Annotated in this window: 18 protein-coding genes; 10 read left to right on the top strand and 8 right to left on the bottom strand. The window is 61.7% G+C overall.

Translation table 11 applies throughout. The features are described 5' to 3' along the window. Window positions 1-20 precede the first annotated feature (20 nt). From arcA to gap, 8 genes are all read right to left on the bottom strand, one after another. Complete coding sequence (arcA, locus tag HU762_RS08405; RefSeq protein ID WP_186635290.1) at window positions 21-1,277, bottom strand: arginine deiminase; 1,257 nt, start codon at window positions 1,275-1,277, stop codon at window positions 21-23. Between the two features lie 24 nt (window positions 1,278-1,301). Further along, window positions 1,302-2,729: an arginine-ornithine antiporter gene (gene arcD, locus HU762_RS08410; RefSeq protein WP_186635293.1), complete on the bottom strand. Its 1,428-nt coding sequence runs from the start codon at window positions 2,727-2,729 to the stop codon at window positions 1,302-1,304. A 118-nt stretch (window positions 2,730-2,847) separates the two neighbouring features. Next, window positions 2,848-4,194, bottom strand: coding sequence for a CoA transferase (locus HU762_RS08415; protein WP_186635295.1), 1,347 nt, complete (start codon window positions 4,192-4,194; stop codon window positions 2,848-2,850). Window positions 4,195-4,296: 102 nt separating this feature from the next. Continuing rightward, a complete protein-coding gene (locus HU762_RS08420; protein ID WP_186635298.1) occupies window positions 4,297-4,887 on the bottom strand; it encodes a biliverdin-producing heme oxygenase in 591 nt (196 codons plus the stop codon). 172 nt (window positions 4,888-5,059) lie between these two features. Then, window positions 5,060-7,651, bottom strand: a complete 2,592-nt coding sequence (locus HU762_RS08425; RefSeq protein WP_186635301.1) for a TonB-dependent receptor — start codon at window positions 7,649-7,651, stop codon at window positions 5,060-5,062. Between the two features lie 119 nt (window positions 7,652-7,770). Beyond that, entirely contained in the window at window positions 7,771-8,733 is a 963-nt protein-coding gene (locus HU762_RS08430; RefSeq protein WP_186635303.1) for a FecR domain-containing protein, read from the bottom strand. A 115-nt stretch (window positions 8,734-8,848) separates the two neighbouring features. Beyond that, the gene (locus tag HU762_RS08435; protein ID WP_186635306.1) at window positions 8,849-9,367 is read right to left on the bottom strand and encodes a sigma-70 family RNA polymerase sigma factor; all 519 of its coding nucleotides are present in this window, start codon (window positions 9,365-9,367) and stop codon (window positions 8,849-8,851) included. A gap of 132 nt (window positions 9,368-9,499) precedes the next feature. After that, window positions 9,500-10,501 (bottom strand): type I glyceraldehyde-3-phosphate dehydrogenase, encoded by a 1,002-nt coding sequence (gene gap / locus HU762_RS08440; protein WP_186635309.1) that lies wholly within the window; start codon window positions 10,499-10,501, stop codon window positions 9,500-9,502. Window positions 10,502-10,731: 230 nt separating this feature from the next. On the opposite strand from gap, the gene edd reads away from it, so the two are divergent. The 10 genes from edd (at window position 10,732) to HU762_RS08490 (ending at window position 23,131) form a co-directional block, all read left to right on the top strand. After that, on the top strand, window positions 10,732-12,558 hold the full coding sequence (gene edd, locus HU762_RS08445) for a phosphogluconate dehydratase (protein ID WP_186635312.1): 1,827 nt from the start codon (window positions 10,732-10,734) through the stop codon (window positions 12,556-12,558). Beyond that, the gene (locus HU762_RS08450) at window positions 12,555-13,520 is read left to right on the top strand and encodes a glucokinase (RefSeq protein WP_186635314.1); all 966 of its coding nucleotides are present in this window, start codon (window positions 12,555-12,557) and stop codon (window positions 13,518-13,520) included. The genes edd and HU762_RS08450 overlap by 4 nt, the downstream gene beginning before the upstream one ends. 109 nt (window positions 13,521-13,629) lie before the next feature. Then, entirely contained in the window at window positions 13,630-14,361 is a 732-nt protein-coding gene (locus HU762_RS08455; protein ID WP_186635317.1) for a response regulator transcription factor, read from the top strand. Further along, a complete protein-coding gene (locus HU762_RS08460) occupies window positions 14,351-15,820 on the top strand; it encodes an ATP-binding protein (protein WP_186613585.1) in 1,470 nt (489 codons plus the stop codon). The genes HU762_RS08455 and HU762_RS08460 overlap by 11 nt, the downstream gene beginning before the upstream one ends. 153 nt (window positions 15,821-15,973) lie before the next feature. Continuing rightward, entirely contained in the window at window positions 15,974-17,233 is a 1,260-nt protein-coding gene (locus HU762_RS08465; RefSeq protein ID WP_186635321.1) for an AGE family epimerase/isomerase, read from the top strand. A gap of 116 nt (window positions 17,234-17,349) precedes the next feature. Next, window positions 17,350-18,651, top strand: a complete 1,302-nt coding sequence (locus tag HU762_RS08470) for an ABC transporter substrate-binding protein (RefSeq protein WP_186635324.1) — start codon at window positions 17,350-17,352, stop codon at window positions 18,649-18,651. A gap of 93 nt (window positions 18,652-18,744) precedes the next feature. Continuing rightward, window positions 18,745-19,653 carry a sugar ABC transporter permease gene (locus HU762_RS08475; protein ID WP_030139360.1) on the top strand — a complete coding sequence of 303 codons (909 nt, stop codon included), beginning with the start codon at window positions 18,745-18,747 and terminating at the stop codon, window positions 19,651-19,653. Further along, window positions 19,646-20,491 (top strand): carbohydrate ABC transporter permease, encoded by an 846-nt coding sequence (locus HU762_RS08480; RefSeq protein ID WP_186635327.1) that lies wholly within the window; start codon window positions 19,646-19,648, stop codon window positions 20,489-20,491. The genes HU762_RS08475 and HU762_RS08480 overlap by 8 nt, the downstream gene beginning before the upstream one ends. Before the next feature lie 2 nt (window positions 20,492-20,493). After that, window positions 20,494-21,654, top strand: a complete 1,161-nt coding sequence (ugpC, locus tag HU762_RS08485) for a sn-glycerol-3-phosphate ABC transporter ATP-binding protein UgpC (protein ID WP_186613579.1) — start codon at window positions 20,494-20,496, stop codon at window positions 21,652-21,654. Between the two features lie 130 nt (window positions 21,655-21,784). Continuing rightward, entirely contained in the window at window positions 21,785-23,131 is a 1,347-nt protein-coding gene (locus tag HU762_RS08490; protein ID WP_186635330.1) for a carbohydrate porin, read from the top strand. Window positions 23,132-23,252: the final 121 nt, after the last annotated feature.

A 23,252-nucleotide genomic window follows, 5' to 3' on the forward strand; every position in this document is an offset into this window, starting at 1 on the left:
GACTGGCCCAGGCTCGGAGGTTAGTAGTCAATAGGGTCGCGAATGATCGGGCAGGTCATGCAATGGCCGCCGCCACGGCCTCGGCCGAGTTCGCCGGCGCTGATGGTGATGACTTCCACACCGGCCTTGCGCAGCAGGGTGTTGGTGTAGGTGTTGCGGTCGTAGCCGATCACCACGCCGGGTTCCAGGGCGACCACGTTGTTGCCGTCGTCCCATTGCTCGCGCTCGGCGGCGAAGCTGTTGCCGCCGGTTTCCACGATCCGCAACGCCGGCAGCTTGAGGGCGGCGGCCACGGTGTCGAGGAAACTGCCCTCTTCACGGCGTACATCGATGCCACCGGGTTTGCTCTCGTCCGGGCGCAGGGAAAACGCCACGATCTGACTGACGACTTCCGGGAAAACCGTCACCAGGTCGCGGTCACAGAAACTGAACACCGTGTCCAGGTGCATGGCCGCGCGGGATTTCGGCAGGCCTGCGACGATGACGCGTTCCACGGCGTTGTGCTTGAACAGGTTCAGGGCCAGTTGACCGATAGCCTGGCGGGACGAGCGTTCGCCCATGCCGATCAACACCACGCCATTGCCGATGGGCATCACGTCGCCGCCTTCAAGCGTGGCGCTGCCGTGGTCGTGGTCCGGGTCGCCGTACCAGATCTGGAAGTCGGCCTGGGTGAACTCGGGGTGGAATTTGTAAATGGCCGTGGTGAGCAAGGTCTCCTGGCGGCGCGCCGGCCAGTGCATCGGGTTCAGGGTCACGCCGCCGTAAATCCAGCAGGTGGTATCGCGGGTGAACTGGGTGTTGGGCAGCGGCGGCAGGATGAAGCTGGAGTGCCCGAGAAAGTCGCGGAACATCTGGATGGTCTTGCCGCCAAAGCTGTCCGGCAGGTCATCGGCCGAGACACCGCCGATCAGGTATTCGGCGATATGGCGCGGCTCCAGGCTGCGCAGCCACGCACCGACTTCATTCACCAGGCCCAGGCCCACCGAGTTCGCGGTGACCTTGCGATGCAGGATCCAGTCGAGCGCTTCGGGAATGGCGACGATGTCAGTCAGCAGGTTATGCATTTCCAGGACATCAACGTTGCGTTCGCGCATTTTGGTGACGAAATCGAAATGGTCGCGCTTGGCCTGATTGACCCACAGCACGTCATCGAACAGCAACTCGTCGCAGTTGCTCGGGGTCAACCGCTGATGAGCCAGGCCTGGGGAGCAGACCATGACTTTGCGCAGCTTGCCGGCCTCGGAATGGACGCCGTATTTCACTTTTTCCGTGGTCATTACACGATCCTCCAGATAAGACCATTACAACGTCAGGAAGCCATCGTAGAGGCCATAGGCAGCCACCAGGGCGCCTGCGACCACTGCGGCGAAAATCAGCTTCTCGATCGAGGTGAAAACAGGTTTGCCCAACTCGCGCTTGGCCTTGGCGAACAGAATCGCGCCGGGGGCGTAGAGCAGGGCGGAAAGCAGCAGGTATTTGATCCCGCCGGCGTACAGCAGCCACATCGCGTAGACCAGTGCGATGGCACCGATGATCAGGTCCTTGCGGCGTTCGGCCAGCGCCTTCTCATAGGTTTCACCGCGCACCGCCAGCAGCAACGCGTAGGCGGCGGACCACAGGTACGGCACCAGGATCATCGAAGTGGCGAGGTAGATCAGCGACAGGTAAGTGCTGGAGGAAAATAGCGTGACGATCAGGAACACCTGCACCATCGCGTTCGTCAGCCACAGGGCGTTGGCCGGTACGTGGTTGGCGTTTTCCCGGCGCAGGAACGCGGGCATGGTGTGGTCTTTGGCGGCGGCGAACATGATCTCGGCGCACAGCAACACCCAGGACAGCAGGGCGCCGAGCAGCGAGATGATCAGGCCGACGCTGATCAGCACCGCGCCCCAGTGGCCGACGACATGCTCCAGCACGGCAGCCATGGATGGGTTCTGCAGCTTCGCCAGTTCAGGTTGGGTCATGATCCCCAGCGACAGCACGTTCACCAGCACCAGAAACAACAGCACGGTGATGAAACCGATGACCGTGGCCTTGCCGACGTCGCTGCGTTTTTCGGCGCGGGCCGAGAAAATACTCGCCCCTTCAATGCCGATGAACACCCATACGGTGACCAGCATCATGTGCCGCACCTGATCCATCACGCTGCCCAGGTCCGGGTTCTTCAGGCCCCAGATGTCGGCGGTGAAGATCTCGAGCTTGAAGGCGAACACGGCGATCAGTACGAACAGCAGCAACGGCACGATTTTGGCGACGGTGGTCACCAGGTTGATGAAGGCGGCTTCCTTGATGCCCCGCAGGACCAGGAAGTGCACGGCCCAGAGCAGCAGCGAAGCGCCGATCACCGCCGCGACGGTGTTGCCCTCGCCAAAGATCGGAAAGAAATAGCCCAGCGTGCTGAACAGCAGCACGAAGTAACCGACGTTGCCCAGCCAGGCGCTGATCCAGTAACCCCAGGCCGAGGAAAAGCCCATGTAGTCGCCGAATCCGGCCTTGGCATAGGCGTATACGCCGCCATCCAGATCGGGCTTGCGGTTGGCCAGGGTCTGGAACACGAAAGCCAGGGTCAGCATGCCCACGGCGGTGATAGCCCAGCCGATCAACACTGCACCGACGTCAGCGCTGGCGGCCATGTTCTGCGGCAGCGAGAAAATCCCGCCGCCGATCATTGAGCCCACTACCAGCGCGACCAACGCACCCAGTCGAAGTTTGCCAGGGGTGTTTGACATTGCGTGACTCCATTGCCGGAGAAGAGAGTCAACAGCCTAGGTCGATTCGAAAGTACAACAGCTGATCTGGGTCAGATAACCAGCGGGAAGTAGGGGATCGCGCGATGGCGCAGAATGTTCACCACCGCGCGCGATGGGCCCCCAGTTCGGCGGCTGGCAACGCCCACTGCAACGGCGTACCGGAGATTTTCAGCGGTACGTGCAGTCGATGTGCCGGGCCCCACGGCGTCTGTTCCACCAACAGGCCCTGATCGTCGTTGTCTTCGGCGCGCAGTGCCGCCGCGTTTGCGGCGCCTCGCTCGATCAACAGCTTCGCCGTGCGGGCCAGCGACAAACGTGCGCAACCGCCACGGCCATCGGCCAAGCGGCGGGAGAACAATACAATCGCACTGGCCGCCATCAGGTAGCCCGTGCCATGGTCCAGTGCCTGGACGGGGAGCGGCGTCGGTTTGTCGGCCTGTTTCCACACCATGCCGGCCTCGGCGATGCCGCTGCTCATCTGCACCAGGCTGTCGAAGCCACGGCGATGCTGCCATGGCCCGCTCCAGCCGTAGGCGTTGAGGCTGACATCGATCAGCCCAGGCGCCACTTGCCGGCGTTGCTCGACGCTGTAGCCCAGGCGCTCCAGTGCGTCGGCGCGATAGCCGTGCAGCAAGACATCGGCGTCTTTGAGCAACGCCTCGAACACCGCGCGGTCAGCGGATTGATGCAAGTCGAGGCGGGCACACCGTTTACCGAGGGTGACTTCCGGCACCACGCCGGGTTCGTTCCAGCTCGGCGGGTCGATGCGCAGTACATCGGCGCCCAGGCCGGCGAGGAAGCGACTGGCAATCGGGCCGGCCAGTACGCGGGTCAGGTCCAGTACCTTGAGGCCGGCCAATGGCTGGGCGACGGAGCCAAGCCAGGGCCTGAGCGGACCTTGCCCATCGTCGTGCCGGTGGACGAGGGGCTCGGCGTTCACGGCCATGCCCTGTGGATGAGCCTGCCATGCTTGCCAGGATCGCATCTGCGCGGCGCAACCACCGGCCTCGACCACGGCCTGTTCCAGATCCGCCTTGTGCCAACGGGCAACTTTGCGCGCCATGTCGGCGCGGTCGGTGCAGGTGCCGAGGACTTTTTCCGCGGCAAGGCGATGGTGCGGTGCATTGGTGTGCAGGCGAATCCAGCCGTCGGCGGTGGCGTAGTCGCCAGCCACGGGATCCCACATGGGCGGTACGCTCCAGCCGATCGGGCGCAGGGAGGTCGAAAACCAGAACGAGGCCAGGCGTCGGTCGACCTCAAGCGTCGGCAAGCGGCCGGTTTGCTGGTGGATGAGTTCGGCGACCGCTTGACCGGCCGTGGCGATGCTGGCGCACGCCAACTCGGTGACGGCGAAGGCCGAGGGCAGGGCGCCGTCGCCAGTGAAGGGGATCGGGGCCGTAGGCAAACCGAGGGCGGTTTGCATCGGCGTAAGCAGATCTGACATCACAAGCCCTCCAGAACGAGAGAGCGAGCATAGATCAAAAATCAGTGAGAGGCCGCTGCGCAGCCCCGCGAGAGCAAGCGCCCTGCGTCTGTTGGATGACCGTCAGGCCAATTCTGTCGCATACGCTTGTTCCAGCAGCACCGTAAACCGGTTGAAGGCATCCAGCGCGCCTTTGTCCGCCTCGGCTTCCTGCTGTGCGGTAAGGGCCAGGCCGTCGAGGGTGCGGGTGAAGGATTTCCATCCCTCGGCGCGCCCGCCCGCCGGCTCCGCCAGGTGGCGAGCGCCAAAGGTTTCGTTCATGCCAAGGGCCACGGCGCGCTTGATCAGAAACGCAGCGCCGAGCTTGGATCCTTCGGAAACGAACAGCCAACCGAGGGCTTCGGCCTGGGTCGGTTTTTTTACCGCGCCAGCCACGGGCGCGGGTACTTCGGTGTCCAGGTCGGCGAGATCCGCCTTGGCCGCTTCGGCGCGGCAGCGGGCCGGCAGATCAGGGATCAGGGCGGTCAGTTGCGCGTCGTTGTACAGCGCCACCAGTTCCGATTGGAACAGGTACTGGGCGACGACGAAGCGGGCGTAGCTGGCCTGGGTTTCGAAGGGCGCGTGGGCCTTGACCAGGGCATCGAGCTTGCCGTGGGGCTCGTGGGTGATCTGGTTCAGACGTTGGGAGCGAAGAGTGGAACGTTGAGTGGTCATGAAAAAATTCCTTCGAACAGAAGTATTGTGGCGAGGGGATTTATCCCCGCTGGGCTGCGTAGCAGCCCTAACAAAAATGGAACCGAAAGAAGCAGGCTTTGGGGGCGCTACGCACCCCAGCGGGGATAAATCCCCTCGCCACAGGACATTTGGCTTGCCGACAAAACCTTGGTCAGATATCCCAGATCAGGTTGACCGCGAAGTTGCGCCCGGGCGCGGTCAGGCGATCGAGGTTGGCCGGGCTCAGCACCGCTGCTTCGCCAACGCTGTCGTAGCCGCGCACGTCATCCCACAACCAGTACTTTTTGTCGGTGAGGTTGTAGAGGCCGCCGCTGACCGTGACGTCCTCCGCAACCTTGTAGTAGCCGCTCAAGTCGAGGATGCCGAAGCCGGGCGTCTTGAACTGGCTGGTAACGCCGTCGGGCGAATTGAAATTGCTGTCGTCGACGCGGTTTTTCTTCTTCACCAAGGTCCAGCTGAGCAAAGTGCCGAACTGCTCCTGGTCGTAGCCAAGGCCGAACACGCCGGTGAGCGGGTTGATGCTGTTGAGCGGTTCGCCGGTGTCGTTGTTGCGGCCATGGAGATAGCTGACCGAACCTTGGGTGTAGAGGCCCTGTGGTGCGCCGAACACGTCCAGGTCCAGGCGTCCCTTGGCCTCGACGCCCTTGATGGTGGCGTGCTTGATGTTGTTGCTCTGGAAAGTCAACTGGTCGGCGCCAGGGGTAATGGCGTCTTCGTTGATGAAGTCGCGGTACTTGTTGTAGAACACCGCCACGTCGAACGAGCCCGAATCGAAACGACCGCGCAGGCCGGTCTCATAGCCTTGGCTTTTTTCCGGTTCCAGATCGGGATTGGGCTTCACGCTGTAGCCCACCCCAGCGTTATCGAAACGACCGTACAAGGCCTTGGCGGTCGGGGTGCGGAACCCCTCGGCATACTGGCCGTACCAGGTGTATTGATCGGTGAGGGCATAGGTCAGGCCGAATTTGGGCGAGACGCGATGCCAGGTCTTGTTGTCGTCGCTGACCGTGCCGCCAGCGGTAGGGGCCACGGTGCGGAGGAACTCATCGGTCAGGTGCGGCTTGAGCCGGGTGTAGTCGTAGCGCAGCGCTGGCGTGAAGGTCCATTTGTCCCAGCTGATCTGGTCCTGGGCGAACAGGCTGTAGGTGTTGATCGTCGGGTCCGGGAAGTCACTGGCTTTTGCCAATACGTCTCGTGTGCTGATTGCGCCAACGGCGGGACAACCCACGCCGACCGCCAGGCACACGCCGTTGCCGCTGCGCGAACCGGTGACCTTTTGTTGCTTGAGGGTAGTGCCGTAGGTCAGCGCGTGATCGGTGTCGGCAATTCTGAAAGCCTTGTCCAACTGCGCGTCGAAGACCCACTGCTTTTCTTCATAGAGTGTTTCCCGGGTGCGCAATACCTGGCGGGTGATCGGGAAATAGAACTCGGCGGTGCTCTGGTCGGTCTTGGCGACCTGATGGTTCAGGCTCCACTTGATGCTATCGGCGAACAGGCTATCCAAGGCGAAGCTGTGTTCCAGGCCGAAACGCTCGCGGGTAATGGTGTCGTTGCCGGTGCGCCATTGGTACATGCCGCCGGGCAGGATCGACCCGGGAATGGCCGGTTGGCCGTTGGCGTAGGGGCCGCCGTAGGCGCTCTTCAGGTCGGTATCGCGATCATCCTTGTACTTCTCATAGACCAGGGACAGGCGCGCATCATCGCTGTAGTTCCAGCCGAGTTTGGCCAGCACGTTATGGGCGCGCACGTCTTCCGGGTTGGCCGCGGTGCGGCCCAGGCCGGTGCCGTTGTTACTGCCGTAGGATTCGGTTTCGTGACCGTCGCGCTGGCTGTAGTGGAGCAGCCCATCAAACGGTCCGCTGCGACCGGCGACGGTGCCGGATTTAAGCCAGCTTTCATCGACGGAGCTGTAGCCGGTCTTGAGCCGGGCGCCGACGTCCTTGCCGGGCTTGATGATGTCGTCCGGGTCGAGCGTGTAATAACTGACGACGCCGCCAATGGCATTGCTGCCGTACAGCACCGAGGCCGGCCCGCGCAGGATCTCCACGCGCTTGATGATTTCCGGGTCGACATAATTGCGCTGGGTCTTGGCGTAGGGACCGTTGAAAAAACCGCCGGGGACTTCCACGCCATCGATCTGGGTCAGGATCCGATTGCCGTCGATGCCACGGATGTTGTAGCCGCTGATGCCGCCACGCTGGCCCGCGCCGCCCACTGACACGCCGGGCTCGTAGCGCACCAGGTCCTTGATGGTGTTGACGTTGTTGCGGTCCAGCTCCTGGCGATCATGAATCGAAACGGTGCTCGGCACGCTGGTGATGTCCTGTTCCTGGCGGGTGGCGCTGATGGTCACCTGCTGCAGGTCCAACACGTTGCCGGCGCTGCGCTTTTCCAGAACGATGTTGTTATTGCCCAGCTTGCGGTAGCTCAGGTTGGTCCCCACCAACAGGCGCTCCAGGGCTTTTTCCGGTGGCAGCGAGCCATTGACGCCTGGCGACGCGACCCCTTCGGCCAATTCGGCGGGCAGCCCAACCTGCCAGCCCGTGACGGCGGTAAAGGCATTCAAGGCCGAGACCAGCGGCTGCCGGGCAATCGAAAACGTGTAGTCGCCCATGTTGCGGGCCGGCGGTTGCTCGGCGTTGGCGGCGAGGGCGGCCGGTGCTATGCCGGCCATCAAGATGGCGGCGGTCAGCAGTGACAGCGTGCTAGGGGCAAGGAATCGGCAAGTAAAGCGAGAGGACATCGATAGTGCTCCGTGTCGCATCTGTTATAGGTGCAGATCGGCATCGCGAGATGCGAATCAATTGCATTGGCTATAACGAGACGAACCAGCGAAGCCTATCGAGTAAAAATAATTCTCATTTAGTTCAAGATCACCAGCGCTGGAAATTCCCTCAGGCGCGCGGAGGTTATGTGGGCCAGGGAGCGCACCACATCGAGGGGTTGATCGAGGCGGTAGTTGCCGGTGACCGCGACGTTGGCCAGCCGGTCGTTGCTGGTGATGATCCAACCGGGGTAGTAGCGCCGCAATTCGGCAAGGACCTGGCTCAGCGGCCGATTCTCGAACACCAGTCGTCCTTGGACCCAGGCCAGGTCGGTGCCGACGTCGAGCCGTGCCGGGCGGTCGAAACCGTTGGGGCCGATGCGGATGCTCTCGCCGGCCGAGAGCCGGACATGGGTGTCATAACGGGTTGCCCTCAGGTCGATATCGCCGCGTTGCACCTGGACCTGCGCGACGCCATCCAGGTAACGCACCGCGAATGTGGTATCGCTGACGCTGGCGGTGACCGGGCCGGCGTCCAGCTCCAGCGGCAGGGTGCGGCTGGCTGGCACTTCGAAAAACGCCTCGCCCTTGTACAGCCGGGCCACGTGCCGGTGTTCGTCGAAGGAACTGGAAAAAGCCGAATTGGTGTTGAGCAGGACCTTGGAACCGTCTTCCAGTTGCAGGCGTTGGCGTTCGCCAACCACGGTCAGGTGATCGGCCTGGAATTGCAGCGGCAGGTCGCTGAAATTGAACAATCCCAATAACAGCACGGCTGCCGTGGCTAATGGTTTCCAATGGCTGCGCAGGCGCGACAGTGCGCTGACCTTGGGGCGGTCCTGCAGCTGCCGGGCGCTTTCGATGATTTGCGGGCCGTTCCAGATCGCCTGGGCCCGGGCGAACGCTTCGCCGTGGCGCGGGTCGGCCGCCAGCCAGGCCTGGAACTGTCGGCGCTGTTCCTCGCTGGGGTTATCGAGCAGGATCAGCCAGTCCAGCGCCTGGTCCATGGCATGGGCGGTGTGCCGTGCCTCGGCGGTTTCAGGGGGGCGATGGTTGTCCGTCACGGTGTTTCCTCTGCAGTGTCTATGCACGGCTGTTTCGTTTCTGGCGACCAAGACTAGCAGGCTCGCCAGCCAACACAATTGGACGAAGGTGCTGGCTGCGGATGTCTCTGCAGGCTCACTCGGTGTCCAGGCGTTCGGCCACGCCCATGCAGATCGCCATGATCAATTTCAGTTCCTTTTGCACGGTACTCAACGACACGCCCAAGCGCTCGGCGATGTCCTGGTAGCTGTGGCCGTGCAGGCGGCTGAGGATAAAAATCTGCTGCTGGCGCGAGCTCAGCGATTGCAAGCGCACATTCAGTCGCTCAAGCATTTGCTCGGCGTGGGCGGCGTCTTCGGCGCTGCTTTGGGGCGCGACGACACTATTCACTACGTCCAACGGAACGTCGTCGAGCACGGTTCGCGACTGGATCCGCCGCGCGCGCAAATGGTCCAACGCCAAGTTGCGGGCGGTCTGGAAGACAAAGGGCTCAAGATGATCGACCGTGCGTTCGGCCAACGCGCGGGTGACGCGCAGATAGGTTTCCTGCAGCAGGTCTTCGGCGGTGCTCGGGTTGTTGACCATGCGCTCGAGGGTGCGCAGCAACGGTGTGCGCTGGGCAAGAAAGACGTGGTGAAAGCGCGATTGACTCACGGTAGGGCCCGATCCGATTTGAGTAGATGATAATGCTTATCATCTGCGCGGATGGTCAAGCCCTGATTTCCTGCGGCAGAGCCGTTGTGGGAGCGCGCTCCCACGATTGGCTCGCCTTGACGTCGCGCTGAGTTACTCGGCGTTACACAACGCCAGGCAGTTATCAAGCATGCGGTTGGAGAAACCCCATTCGTTGTCATACCAGGCCAATACCTTGAGCAGCTTGCCGCTGGCCTTGGTGTGGTTGGCGTCGAAGATCGACGACAGCGGGTTGTGGTTGAAATCGCTGGAGACCAGCGGCAGGGTGTTGTAGCCGAGGATTTTCGAATGCTGGCTGGCATGGCGCAGCAGTTCGTTGACTTCTTCGGCCGACGCTTCGCGCTTGAGCTGTACGGTCAGGTCCACCAGGGACACATTGATCACCGGTACACGCACGGCCATGCCGGTCAGTTTGCCAGCCAGTTCCGGCAGCACCAGGCCCACCGCTTCGGCGGCGCCGGTCTTGCTCGGGATCATGTTCTGGGTGGCCGAGCGGGCGCGGTACGGATCGCTGTGATAGACGTCGGTCAGGTTCTGGTCGTTGGTGTAGGCATGGATCGTGGTCATCAGGCCGCTTTCGATGCCCAGCTCGCGGTGCAGCACTTGGGCCACCGGGGCCAGGCAGTTGGTGGTGCACGAAGCGTTGGAAATGATCTGGTGGGACTGGCGCAGGATATCGTGGTTAACGCCATACACCACGGTGGCATCGGCGCCCTTGGCCGGGGCCGAGATGATTACCTTGCGCGCGCCGGCGTTGATATGCGCGGCGGCCTTGGCACGGTCGGTGAACAGCCCGGTGCACTCGAACACCACGTCGATTTTCTCGGCGGCCCAAGGCAGTTCGGCCGGGTTGCGGATGGCGCTGACCGAGATGCGGTCGCCATTGACCGTCAGGCTCTCATGGTCGTGCTGTACGTCAGCATCGAAGGTGCCATGGACGGTGTCGAACTTGAGCAGGTGAGCATTGATTGCACTGTCGCCCAGGTCGTTGATGGCGACGATCTGCAAGTCGCGACGGTAGCCTTGGGTATACAGTGCACGGAGGACGTTGCGGCCGATGCGGCCAAAACCATTGATTGCAATTCGAAGAGTCATTAACTGCGCCGCCGTCGATTTGTTGTTGGAATTACAAGATTATTCGCATAAAAATAGAAAACAAGCCTTTTTAGTGGCAATATTTTGTTTTATCTACAACGAGTGACCTGAATCAACTGGTCCGATTGGTCAGAAACCGTTTGTCGCCCGGTCTTTCCTGCGGTGCGCAAGGGGCTTTGAACCAGCATAGACAATCAGGTCGCCATACCCGTTAGCCTGGAGTTCTACACATGCATCCCCGCGTACTTGAGGTCACCGAACGGCTCATCGCCCGCAGTCGCGCTACACGCGAGGCTTACCTTGAACTGATTCGCGGTGCAGCCAGCGACGGTCCGATGCGCGGCAAGTTGCAGTGCGCCAACTTCGCCCACGGCGTGGCCGGTTGCGGCACCGAAGACAAGCATCACTTGCGGATGATGAACGCCGCCAACATCGCCATTGTGTCGTCCTATAACGACATGCTTTCGGCGCACCAGCCCTACGAAACCTTCCCTGAACAAATCAAGAAAGCCCTGCGCGAGATCGGCTCGGTCGGCCAGTTCGCCGGCGGCACGCCCGCCATGTGCGACGGCGTGACCCAGGGCGAGGCGGGGATGGAACTGAGCCTGCCGAGCCGTGAAGTGATCGCGCTGTCCACGGCGGTGGCGTTGTCTCACAACATGTTCGATGGCGCGCTGATGCTCGGTATCTGCGACAAGATCGTCCCGGGCCTGATGATGGGCGCGCTGCGCTTCGGTCACTTGCCGACGATCTTCGTGCCAGGCGGGCCGATGGTGTCGGGCATTTCCAACAAGGAAAAAGCCGACGTACGCCAGCGCTACGCCGAAGGCAAGGCCACCCGCGAAGAGCTGCTGGAATCGGAGATGAAGTCCTACCACAGCCCCGGCACTTGCACCTTCTACGGCACCGCCAACACCAACCAGTTGCTGATGGAAGTCATGGGCCTGCACCTGCCGGGCGCTTCGTTCGTCAACCCGAACACGCCGCTGCGCGATGCCCTGACCCGCGAAGCGGCGTTCCAGGTGACGCGCCTGACCAAGCAGAGCGGTAATTTCATGCCCATCGGCGAAATCGTCGACGAGCGTTCGCTGGTCAACTCCATCGTCGCGCTCCACGCCACCGGCGGTTCCACCAACCACACCTTGCACATGCCGGCCATCGCCATGGCGGCGGGCATCCAGTTGACCTGGCAGGACATGGCCGATCTCTCCGAGGTGGTGCCGACCCTGAGCCACGTCTACCCGAACGGCAAGGCTGACATCAACCACTTCCAGGCGGCGGGCGGCATGTCGTTCCTGATCCGCGAACTGCTGGAAGCCGGTCTGCTTCATGAGAACGTCAACACCGTGCTCGGTCATGGCTTGAGTCGCTACACCCAGGAACCGTTCCTGGAAGACGGCGAGCTGGTGTGGCGCGACGGCCCGACCGAAAGTCTCGACGAAAACATCCTGCGCCCGGTGGCCCGTGCTTTCTCGCCGGAAGGCGGGTTGCGGGTGATGGAAGGCAACCTGGGCCGTGGCGTGATGAAGGTTTCGGCCGTGGCCCTGGAAAATCAGGTCGTCGAAGCCCCGGCCATGGTCTTCCAGGATCAACAGGACCTGGCCGATGCGTTCAAGGCCGGTTTGCTGGAGAAGGATTTTGTCGCGGTGATGCGCTTCCAGGGCCCGCGCTCCAATGGCATGCCGGAACTGCACAAGATGACGCCGTTCCTCGGCGTGCTGCAGGATCGCGGCTTCAAAGTGGCACTGGTGACCGACGGGCGCATGTCCGGCGCGTCGGGGAAAATCCCGGCGGCAATCCATGTCAGCCCCGAAGCGTATGTCGGTGGTGCGTTGGCTCGGGTGCGGGAGGGCGATATCATCCGCGTCGATGGCGTCAAAGGCACCTTGGAATTGAAGGTGGACGCCGATGAGTTCGCCGCGCGCGAGCCGGCCAAAGGCCTGTTGGGCAACAACATCGGCACCGGTCGCGAGCTGTTCGGTTTCATGCGCATGGCCTTCAGCTCGGCGGAGCAGGGCGCCAGCGCGTTCACTTCTGCCCTGGAGACGCTTAATTGAAACTGGCTTTGGTCGGTGACATCGGTGGGACCAACGCACGTTTCGCGTTGTGGAAGAACCACAACCTGGAAAACATCCAGGTGCTGGCGACGGCGGATTACGCCTGCCCGGAAGATGCCATCAAGGTGTATTTGAGCGGCATGGGCATGGCGCCGGGGGCGATTGGCTCGGTGTGCCTGTCGGTGGCCGGCCCAGTGAGCGGCGATGAGTTTCGCTTCACCAACAATCATTGGCGACTGAGCAACCTGGCCTTCTGCAAGACCTTGCAGGTGGACATGCTTATGCTGGTCAACGACTTCTCCGCCATGGCCCTGGGCATGACCTGTTTGCGTCCCGATGAATATCGGGTCGTCTGCCAGGGCACGCCCGAGCCGATGCGCCCGGCGGTGGTGATTGGTCCGGGCACCGGGCTGGGCGTCGGTACGCTGCTGGACCTGGGCGAGGGCCGTTTCGCGGCGTTGCCGGGAGAGGGCGGTCATGTCGACCTGCCAATGAGCAGTCCGCGCGAGACTCAACTCTGGCAACACATCTACAACGAGATCGGCCACGTCAGCGCCGAAACGGCCCTGAGCGGCAGTGGCCTGCCTCGCGTCTATCGGGCGATCTGCGCGGTGGACGGCCATGTGCCGGTGCTCGATACCCCCGAGTCGATCACCGCAGCTGGCCTCGCCGGCGACCCCATCGCGCTGGAAGTCCTGGAGCAATTCTGCCGCTGGCTGGGGCGCGTGGCGGGCAACAACGTGTTGACGGTCGGTGGGCGTGGCGGCGTTTACATTGTTGGCGGGGTAGTCCCTCGGTTCGCCGATTTCTTCCTCGAAAGCGGCTTCGCCAAATGCTTCGCCGACAAAGGTTGTATGAGCGATTATTTCAACGGTATTCCGGTCTGGCTGGTGACCGCGCCGTACTCTGGGCTGATGGGCGCGGGCGTGGCGTTGGAGCAATCGGCGTCGGCCTTCGTCTGAAATAGGCTACCTGTGGGAGCGGGCTCGCTCGCCTCGCAGGTTGTGGTGTTTGCAGGTTCCGTCCATCAGGCATAATCCGCCCCAACCTAAACAGCAAGGACGATGCCCCGTGAGTTCAGTGAACAAATCGATTTTGTTGGTCGACGACGACCAAGAGATTCGCGAGCTGCTGGACACTTACCTCAGCCGTGCGGGGTTCCAGGTGCGCACCACGCCTGATGGCGCCGGGTTTCGCCAGGCCTTGAACGAGGCACCGAGCGACCTGGTGATCCTCGACGTGATGCTGCCGGATGAAGACGGCTTCAGCCTCTGCCGCTGGGTTCGCCAGCACCCGCGCCAGGCGCACGTGCCGATCATCATGCTCACCGCCAGTTCCGACGAGGCCGACCGGGTCATTGGGTTGGAGTTGGGTGCCGATGATTACCTGGGTAAACCTTTCAGCCCCCGTGAATTGCAGGCGCGCATCAAGGCGCTGCTGCGCAGGGCGCAGTTCGGCCAGGAACGCACCGGCGGCGAGGTGCTGGCTTTTGACGAGTGGCGCCTGGACATGGTCAGCCACCGGCTGTTCCACGCCGATGGCGAAGAAGTGATTCTGTCTGGCGCCGACTTTGCCCTGCTCAAACTGTTTCTCGACCATCCCCAGGAAATCCTCGACCGCGACACCATCGGCAACGCCACCCGGGGACGTGAACTCATGCCGCTGGACCGGATTGTCGACATGGCGGTGAGTCGCCTGCGCCAGCGCTTGCGCGACACTGATAAGCCGCCGCGATTGATCCGTACGGTGCGCGGCAGCGGTTATCAACTGGCGGCCACTGTGGTTGCCAGCAATGGTCATTGACGGGATCAAAAAACTGGCAAGGCGAGTGCCCGTGCCGCGCTCGCTGTTGGGGCGCATGCTGCTGCTGACCTTGTTGGTGGTGCTGTTCGCCCAGACGTTGTCCAGCCTGATCTGGGTTTCGCAACTGCGCGCGACCCAGCTCGAAGGCCTGGTCACCAGCGCGCGCAGCCTGGCTCACTCGATGACCGCCACCGTCAGCTACCTGCGTTCGCTGCCGGTGGCGTATCGTCCCTTGGTGCTGGACCAGTTGCGCAGCATGGGCGGTACGCGATTCGTCGTCACGCTCAACGACAAACCCCTGGGCATGGACGTGCTGCCGGTCACGCCGCGCAAGCTGGCAGTGCTCAAGGCCGTGGACGAAGTGCTGCGTCGTTCCCTGGGCAACAACGCCGACATTTCCGTCAAGTTCGTCAGCCCCGAGGACCTGCGGATTTTCAACGGCGGACTCAAGCTCGATGAGTTGCCCCGCTCTTGGGCCCATTACGCCTTGACCCTTGAACCGGTAAACCCGCCGGTGCTGGTCACGCAGATCCAGATGGCACCGGGCGAATGGCTGTACATCGCCTCGCTGCTGCCCGAACCCTATACCAGCCTCGAAGAACAGGACCTGCCCAAGCAACAGGTCGGTTTCATCGTGCTCACCAGTAGCTTGTTGTTGCTGTTCATCGGCTTGCTGGTGCATTGGCAGAGCCGGCCGCTCAAGCGCTTGGCGCGGGCGGCGCGGGACATGTCCCTGGGCGCCGAAGTGGAGCCCGTGGCCGAGGGCGGCGGCAGTGAAGTGGTGGAAGTGGGGCGCGCCTTCAACGCCATGCGCGAGCGCATCAGCCGCTACCTGACCGAGCGCAGCCAGTTGTTCAGCGCGATTTCCCACGACTTGCGCACACCGATCACCCGGCTGCGACTGCGGGTGGAGCTGCTGGAGGACGAAAACCTGCAAGCCAAGTTCGGCCGTGACCTGGACGAGTTGGAGCTGCTGGTCAAGGGCGCGCTGCAATGCGTCAAGGACACCGATATCCATGAAAACATCGAGCCAGTGGACCTCAACCATGTGCTCGATTGCCTGGTGGAGCCTTATCTCGCGCCCAACGGCAACGGCCGGGTTACACAGGATGGTCGGGCGCTGGCCCCGTATCCCGGCAAGCCGCTGGCCCTCAAGCGTTGTATCGGCAACCTGATCGACAACGCCTTGAAATACGGGCAGAAGGCCCATCTGCACATCGACGACGACGAAACGGCGTTCGTCCTGCACGTTGACGATGAAGGCCCGGGCGTGCCGGAGCAGCGCCTGGAGCAAGTCTTCGAGCCGCACTTTCGCTTGGCCGGGCAACAGCAGGGATATGGCCTGGGGCTGGGCATCGCACGCAATATTGCCCACAGCCATGGCGGCGAAGTGAGCCTGCAAAACCTGCGCGAGGGTGGGTTGCGGGTGACGTTGCAATTGCCGCGCAGCCAGGATTAGCCGGGCTGTGTCGACTGATCGTTCCTGCGCAGAGCGTGGGAACGTTCATTATCAATGTCACGGATCGGTGACATAACTCGTCCCTTTCGTTACCTGTCGCTTGCCTTCCCTTGTTTAGACTCCCCGGGTCAGAACAACAAAAAAGGGACCTCGATGGATACCTTCCAACCGGCGTTCAGCAGTTGGCTGAATGCACCTGCCCACCAGCAATGGCTCGCCGCCGAAGGCTTGCGCCTGTTGGCGTTCGCCAAGGCCTCGAAACTGCCCGACGGTTTCGGCAATCTGGATGAGCTGGGTCGCCTGCCGGCCAATGCGCGGGCCGAGACCATGAACACCGCGCGCATGACCCACAGCTTCGCCATGGCCCACATCCAGGGCCTGCCAGGGTTCGCCGAGCTGGTGGATCATGGCGTCCAGGCGCTTATGGGGCCGCTACGTGATGCGGAATATGGCGGCTGGTTTGCCACGACCCATCCCGATGAGGACGGCACCGGCAAAGCCGCTTACCTGCATGCATTCGTTGCCTTGGCCGCCAGCTCCGCGGTGGTGGCCCAGCGTCCCGGTGCCGAGGCATTGCTCAAGGAGGCGATACGGGTCATCGACGAGCATTTCTGGAGCGAAGAAGAGGGCGCCCTGCGCGAATCCTTCAACCGCGACTGGAGCGAGGAAGAAGCCTATCGCGGCGCCAACAGCAACATGCACGCCACCGAAGCCTTTCTCGCCTTGGCCGATGCCACCGACGACCCGCGCTGGCTGGCCCGTGCGCTGCACATCGTCGAACGGGTGATCCATGTCCATGCCGCCGCCAACGACCACATGGTCGTGGAACATTTCGACCGCGACTGGCAACCGTTGCGTGAGTACAACCACGACAACCCAGCCGACGGTTTCCGCCCATATGGCACCACGCCGGGCCATGGTTTCGAATGGGCGCGGCTGCTGCTGCACCTTGAAGCCGCGCGGGTTCGGATCGGCATGCTGACGCCGGGCTGGCTGGTCCAGGATGCGCAAAAACTCTTCGAGCAAAACTGCCGCCATGGTTGGCAGATCGATGGTGCGCCGGGCATTGTCTACACCTTGGACTGGGACAACCGTGCCGTGGTCCGCCATCGCTTGCACTGGGTGCATGCCGAAGCGGCAGCGGCGGCCAGTGCCTTGCTCAAGCGCACCGACGAGGTCCAATACGAGACCTGGTACCGGCGCTTTTGGGAATTTTGTGACAAACATTTCATCGACCGCTGCAACGGCAGCTGGCACCACGAGCTCGACCCGCAAAACCGCCCCAGTGCCGACATCTGGCCGGGCAAACCGGATCTTTATCACGCCTGGCAGGCGGTGCTGATACCTCGCCTCCCGCTGGCGCCCAGCATGGCGTCGGCCCTGGCACGGTTATCCGAGCCTGCGCCTGTGTAACCATGTCGTGACATACACGCGTCCCTTCGTTACCTGCGAAGGGATATCCCCTGATTAGAATCCATGCAGCGCAAGCACCAGACTTGCATGCATAACAACAAGAAAGGTACTTCTAGATGAATGCGATTTCTCGCCTCGCTACTGTCATTTCTCTTGCTTCCTTGCTTCCCGTCGCAGCATTCCCTGTCAGCGCCCTTGCCGCCGAATCGAAAGGTTCCGTGGAAGTCGTCCATTGGTGGACATCGGGTGGTGAGAAAGCCGCGGTCGATGTGCTCAAGGCCCAAGTAGAAAAAGACGGCTTTACCTGGAAGGACGGCGCTGTCGCCGGCGGTGGCGGCTCCACTGCCATGACCGTGCTCAAGAGCCGCGCCGTGGCCGGCAACCCTCCGGGCGTAGCCCAGATCAAGGGTCCTGACATCCAGGAATGGGCGACTACCGGCCTGCTCGACACCGACGTCCTGAAAGATGTCGCCAAGGAAGAAAAGTGGGACAGCCTGCTCGACAAGAAAGTCTCGGACACCGTGAAGTACGAAGGTGACTACGTGGCCGTGCCGGTGAACATCCACCGCGTCAACTGGCTGTGGATCAACCCGGAAGTCTTCAAGAAAGCCGGCATCACCAAGAACCCGACCACCCTTGAAGAATTCTACGCAGCCGGTGACAAGCTCAAGGCCGCGGGCTTCATTCCCCTGGCCCACGGTGGCCAACCTTGGCAGGACAGCACCGTGTTCGAAGCCGTGGTGCTTTCGGTCATGGGTGCCGATGGCTACAAGAAGGCACTGGTCGACCTGGACAACAAGGCACTGACCGGTCCTGAAATGGTCAAGGCGCTGACCGAGCTGAAGAAAGTCGCGACCTACATGGACCCTGATGGCAAGGGCCAGGACTGGAACCTGGAAGCGGCCAAGGTCATCAATGGCAAGGCCGGCATGCAGATCATGGGTGACTGGGCCAAGAGTGAATGGACCGCCGCGAAGAAAGTCGCCGGCAAGGACTACGAATGCGTAGCCTTCCCGGGTACTGACAAGGCCTTCACCTACAACATCGACTCCCTGGCGGTGTTCAAGCAGAAAGACCAAGGCACCGCCGCCGGCCAGAAAGATATTGCCAAGGTCGTGCTGGGTGAAAACTTCCAGAAAGTCTTCAGCATCAACAAAGGCTCGATCCCGGTGCGCAACGACATGCTGGGCGACATGGCCAAGTACGGTTTCGACTCCTGCGCCCAGACCGCTGCCAAGGACTTCCTGGCGGACGCCAAGTCCGGCGGCCTGCAACCAAGCATGGCGCACAACATGGCGACCACGCTGGCGGTACAGGGCGCGTTCTTTGACGTGGTGACGAACTACATCAACGACCCGAAAGCCGACCCTGCCGATGCCGCCAAGAAGCTTGGCGCAGCGGTTCAGTCGGCCAAGTAAAGCGGCTACAAGCGACGAGCTGCAAGCAGGCACTTTGCTGGGCTTGCAGCTTGCAGCTGCCCTTAGTCCTTATTCTCTGTTTTGGATTTCCCCATGAGTTCTGTTGCTGTATTCAGCAAGGCCTCGCCGTTCGATGCATTGCAGCGCTGGCTACCAAAACTGGTGCTGGCGCCGAGCATGTTCATCGTGCTGGTGGGCTTCTATGGCTACATCTTGTGGACGTTCGTCCTGTCGTTCACCACGTCGACTTTCCTGCCGACTTACAAGTGGGCGGGCCTGGCGCAATACGCGCGGCTGTGGGACAACGACCGCTGGTGGGTAGCGAGCAAGAACCTCGCGGTCTTCGGCGGCATGTTCATCGGGATCACCCTGGTGATTGGGGTGCTGCTGGCGGTGTTTCTTGACCAGCGTATCCGTCGCGAAGGCTTTATCCGCACCATTTACCTGTACCCGATGGCGCTCTCGATGATCGTCACCGGTACCGCTTGGAAGTGGTTGCTCAACCCGGGCATGGGCCTGGACAAATTGTTGCGCGACTGGGGTTGGGAAGGCTTCCGCCTGGACTGGCTGATCGACCCTGATCGTGTGGTGTACTGCCTGGTGATCGCAGCGGTCTGGCAGGCCTCGGGTTTCATCATGGCGATGTTCCTGGCCGGCCTGCGGGGCGTCGATCAATCGATCATCCGCGCCGCGCAGATCGACGGTGCGAGCATGCCGCGCATCTACTGGAAAGTGGTGCTGCCAAGCCTGCGTCCGGTGTTCTTCAGCGCCGTAATGATCCTGGCGCACATCGCGATCAAGAGCTTCGACCTGGTAGCGGCCATGACGGCCGGTGGACCGGGTTACTCCTCGGACCTGCCAGCCATGTTCATGTATTCCTTCACATTCAGTCGCGGCCAGATGGGCATGGGCTCGGCCAGTGCCATCCTGATGCTCGGTGCGATTCTCGCCATCATCGTGCCTTATCTGTATTCCGAGCTGAGGGCCAAGCGTCATGACTAGTCTCGCTGCCAAACCCTCCATCAGCCTGAGCCGCATCGCGATCTACGCGGTGCTGATCGTCGCGGTATTGCTTTACCTGGTGCCGCTGGTGGTCATGCTGTTGACCAGCTTCAAGACTCCGGAAGACATCAGCACCGGCAACCTGTTGAGCTGGCCGACCGTGGTCAGTGGTATTGGCTGGGTCAAGGCCTGGGCCACGGTCAATGGCTATTTCTGGAACTCGATCAAGATCACCGTTCCGGCCGTGTTGATCTCCACCGCCATCGGCGCGCTGAACGGCTATGTGTTGTCGATGTGGCGTTTCCGTGGCTCGCAGCTGTTCTTCGGCCTGTTGCTGTTCGGTTGCTTCCTGCCGTTCCAGACCGTGCTGCTGCCGGCCTCGTTCACCCTCGGCAAGATGGGCCTGGCCAGCACCACTACTGGCCTGGTGTTTGTCCACGTGGTCTACGGGCTGGCGTTTACCACGCTGTTTTTCCGTAACTACTACGTGAGCATCCCGGACGCGCTGGTGAAGGCCGCACGCCTGGATGGTGCGGGCTTCTTCACGATCTTCCGCCGGATCATCCTGCCGATGTCGACGCCAATCATCATGGTCTGCCTGATCTGGCAATTCACCCAGATATGGAATGACTTCCTGTTTGGCGTGGTGTTCTCCAGCGGCGACTCCCAGCCCATCACGGTGGCGCTGAACAACCTGGTCAACACCAGCACCGGGGCCAAGGAATATAACGTGGATATGGCGGCGGCGATGATCGCCGGGTTGCCGACCCTGCTGGTCTATGTGATCGCAGGCAAGTATTTCGTGCGCGGCCTCACGGCTGGCGCGGTCAAGGGGTAATCATGGCTACGCTTGAACTTCGCAATGTAAACAAGACCTATGGCGCGGGCCTGCCCGACACCTTGAAAGACATCCAATTGTCGATCAAGGAAGGTGAGTTCCTGATCCTGGTCGGCCCTTCGGGCTGCGGCAAATCCACACTGATGAACTGCATCGCCGGCCTCGAGACTATCACCGGCGGCGCGATCATGATCGGCGACCAGGATGTCAGCGGCATGAGCCCCAAGGATCGTGACATCGCCATGGTGTTCCAGTCCTACGCGCTGTATCCGACCATGAGCGTGCGCGAGAACATCGAGTTCGGCCTGAAGATTCGCAAGATGAAACAGGCGGACATCAACGAAGAAGTCGCGCGTGTTGCCAAGCTGTTGCAGATCGAACACCTGCTGAACCGCAAGCCCGGCCAGCTCTCCGGCGGCCAGCAGCAGCGCGTTGCCATGGGCCGGGCCCTGGCGCGGCGGCCGAAGATCTATCTGTTCGACGAACCGCTGTCCAACCTCGACGCCAAGCTGCGGGTCGAGATGCGCACCGAAATGAAACTGATGCACCAGCGCCTGAAAACCACCACGGTCTACGTCACTCACGACCAGATCGAAGCCATGACCCTGGGCGATAAGGTGGCGGTAATGAAGGACGGCATCATCCAGCAGTTCGGCACGCCAAAAGACATCTACAACAACCCGGCCAACCTGTTCGTGGCGAGTTTCATCGGTTCTCCACCGATGAACTTCATTCCCCTGCGCCTGCAACGCAAGGACGGTCGCCTGCTGGCTTTGCTCGACAGCGGTCAGGCCCGTTGCGAGTTGCCGATGGGCATGCAAGACGCCGGCCTCGAAGATCGCGAAGTGATCCTGGGCCTGCGCCCGGAGCAGATCGTGTTGGCCGGAAACGAGCCGAACGGTTTGCCGACCATTCGGGCAGAAGTCCAGGTCACCGAGCCCACCGGTCCGGACACCCTGGTGTTCGTCAACCTCAACGACACCAAGGTCTGCTGCCGCCTCGCACCGGACGTTGCGCCAGCGCCGGGCGAAACCCTGACGCTGCAATTCGACCCGTCGAAAGTGCTGCTGTTCGACGCCAAGTCTGGCGAGCGCCTGGGCGTGGCCGGCCAGCCGCAAGCGCAAGCCCGAACCGACAATGTCGCGCAGTTCAAAGGCCGATGAGTAATAGAAGACGGAGCGGGCTTGCTCGCTCTCGACAGGAGTCTGCGGCGAGTGGGGGACCTCCCGTCGCAATCGTTGTAAACCGCGTTAGATAAAAACAGTTAATAACAATAAAGACGAGGATGTAGGGATGAAGAAGAAGAACAATGCCCAGCTTATCTGCCAGTTGTCAGCCGTTGCGGCGATGATGCTGGCCGGTAGCGCCCATGCGGCCGACGCGTTCAGCGCCGACTCGAAGTGGATGACGGGCGACTGGGGCGGTGAACGGACCAAGCTGATCGAGCAGGGTATCGACATCAAGGCTGACTTCGTCGGTGAGATGGGTGCCAACCTCGACGGCGGCTACAACGATGACAAGACCGCGCGTTGGTCCCAACAGTTTGGCTTGGGCGTAGCCCTCGACCTGGAAAAACTGCTGGGCTGGAATGAAACGGAAGCCAAGATCCAATTCACTCGCCGTGATGGTCGCAACATCTCCAACGACCGTATCGGTGACCCGCGTGCCGGCACCCTCAGCTCCTCCCAGGAAGTCTGGGGTCGCGGGCAGACTACCCGTCTGACCCAGTTGTGGATCAAGCAGAAATACTTCGACAGCAAGCTGGATGTCAAAGCCGGTTACTACGGCGTGGGCGAAGACTTCAACACCTTCCCTTGCGAGTTCCAGAACCTGGCCTTCTGCGGTTCCCAGGCAGGCAACTGGGCCACCGGCATCTGGTACAACTGGCCAATCATGCAGGCAGCGATCCGGTTCAAATACAACATTACGCCTGAGCTGTATGCGCAAATCGGCGCCTACAACCAGAACCCTTCGCAGCTGGAAAACAACAACCGCTACAAGCTCAGCGGCAGCGGCACCCAGGGCACCTTGATTCCGGTCGAATTGGTCTGGTCGCCGAAGATCAACAACTTGCCGGGCGAGTACCGTGTGGGCTACTACAAAAGCACCGCCAAGGCTGATGACGTCCGCGAAGACGACAATGGCAATGACGCTGCGACCACCGGCAACGCCTACCGTAGCCACAGCAGCAAGGACGGCTACTGGTTCGTCCTGCAGCAGCAGCTCACCGCGCACAATGGTGACGCTACGCGCGGCCTGAACATCGCGGCCAACGCCACCTTCCATGACAAGGAAACCAACGTCGTCGACAATTACCAGTCGCTGATGTTTGTGTACAAGGGGCCGTTCGATGCGCGTCCTAAAGATGACGTCGGGATCGGTTTCTCGCGCATCCATGTCAACGAAGACGTGAAGAAAAACGCCGAGCTGACCAACGTTGCCAATGGTGTAAGCGACTACGACAATCCGCTGTTCTCGCCGTTGCGCAGCACTGAATACAACTACGAAATCAACTACGGCTTCCATGTCACCAACTGGCTGACCGTGCGTCCTAACTTGCAATACGTGACTCACCCAGGCGGTGTCAACGAAGTCGATGACGCGCTGGTGGCCGGTCTGAAAATTCAGTCGGTGTTCTAACGCTGTTGCGATAAGCTCCTCTCTATGTGCGCATATTTGCGGACAGCCAAGGCTGTCCGCTTTTTTTTGCGGAGTGCGTTTGGTTGCGCGCAGAACCTGTGGCGAGGGAGCTTGCTCCCGC

Origin of the sequence: Pseudomonas sp. SWRI92, assembly GCF_014268685.1 — a bacterium.
Classification (GTDB): Bacteria; Pseudomonadota; Gammaproteobacteria; order Pseudomonadales; family Pseudomonadaceae; genus Aquipseudomonas; species Aquipseudomonas marvdashtae.

What these genes read in the sequence shown, in the direction of transcription:
- arcA (WP_186635290.1), bottom strand. Translation starts at nt 1,277, where the DNA reads ATGACCACGGAAAAAGTGAAATACGGCGTCCATTCCGAGGCCGGCAAG.
- arcD (WP_186635293.1), bottom strand. Translation starts at nt 2,729, where the DNA reads ATGTCAAACACCCCTGGCAAACTTCGACTGGGTGCGTTGGTCGCGCTG.
- HU762_RS08415 (WP_186635295.1), bottom strand. Translation starts at nt 4,194, where the DNA reads ATGTCAGATCTGCTTACGCCGATGCAAACCGCCCTCGGTTTGCCTACG.
- HU762_RS08420 (WP_186635298.1), bottom strand. Translation starts at nt 4,887, where the DNA reads ATGACCACTCAACGTTCCACTCTTCGCTCCCAACGTCTGAACCAGATC.
- HU762_RS08425 (WP_186635301.1), bottom strand. Translation starts at nt 7,651, where the DNA reads ATGTCCTCTCGCTTTACTTGCCGATTCCTTGCCCCTAGCACGCTGTCA.
- gap (WP_186635309.1), bottom strand. Translation starts at nt 10,501, where the DNA reads ATGACTCTTCGAATTGCAATCAATGGTTTTGGCCGCATCGGCCGCAAC.
- edd (WP_186635312.1), top strand. Translation starts at nt 10,732, where the DNA reads ATGCATCCCCGCGTACTTGAGGTCACCGAACGGCTCATCGCCCGCAGT.
- HU762_RS08460 (WP_186613585.1), top strand. Translation starts at nt 14,351, where the DNA reads ATGGTCATTGACGGGATCAAAAAACTGGCAAGGCGAGTGCCCGTGCCG.
- HU762_RS08465 (WP_186635321.1), top strand. Translation starts at nt 15,974, where the DNA reads ATGGATACCTTCCAACCGGCGTTCAGCAGTTGGCTGAATGCACCTGCC.
- HU762_RS08470 (WP_186635324.1), top strand. Translation starts at nt 17,350, where the DNA reads ATGAATGCGATTTCTCGCCTCGCTACTGTCATTTCTCTTGCTTCCTTG.
- HU762_RS08475 (WP_030139360.1), top strand. Translation starts at nt 18,745, where the DNA reads ATGAGTTCTGTTGCTGTATTCAGCAAGGCCTCGCCGTTCGATGCATTG.
- HU762_RS08480 (WP_186635327.1), top strand. Translation starts at nt 19,646, where the DNA reads ATGACTAGTCTCGCTGCCAAACCCTCCATCAGCCTGAGCCGCATCGCG.
- ugpC (WP_186613579.1), top strand. Translation starts at nt 20,494, where the DNA reads ATGGCTACGCTTGAACTTCGCAATGTAAACAAGACCTATGGCGCGGGC.
- HU762_RS08490 (WP_186635330.1), top strand. Translation starts at nt 21,785, where the DNA reads ATGAAGAAGAAGAACAATGCCCAGCTTATCTGCCAGTTGTCAGCCGTT.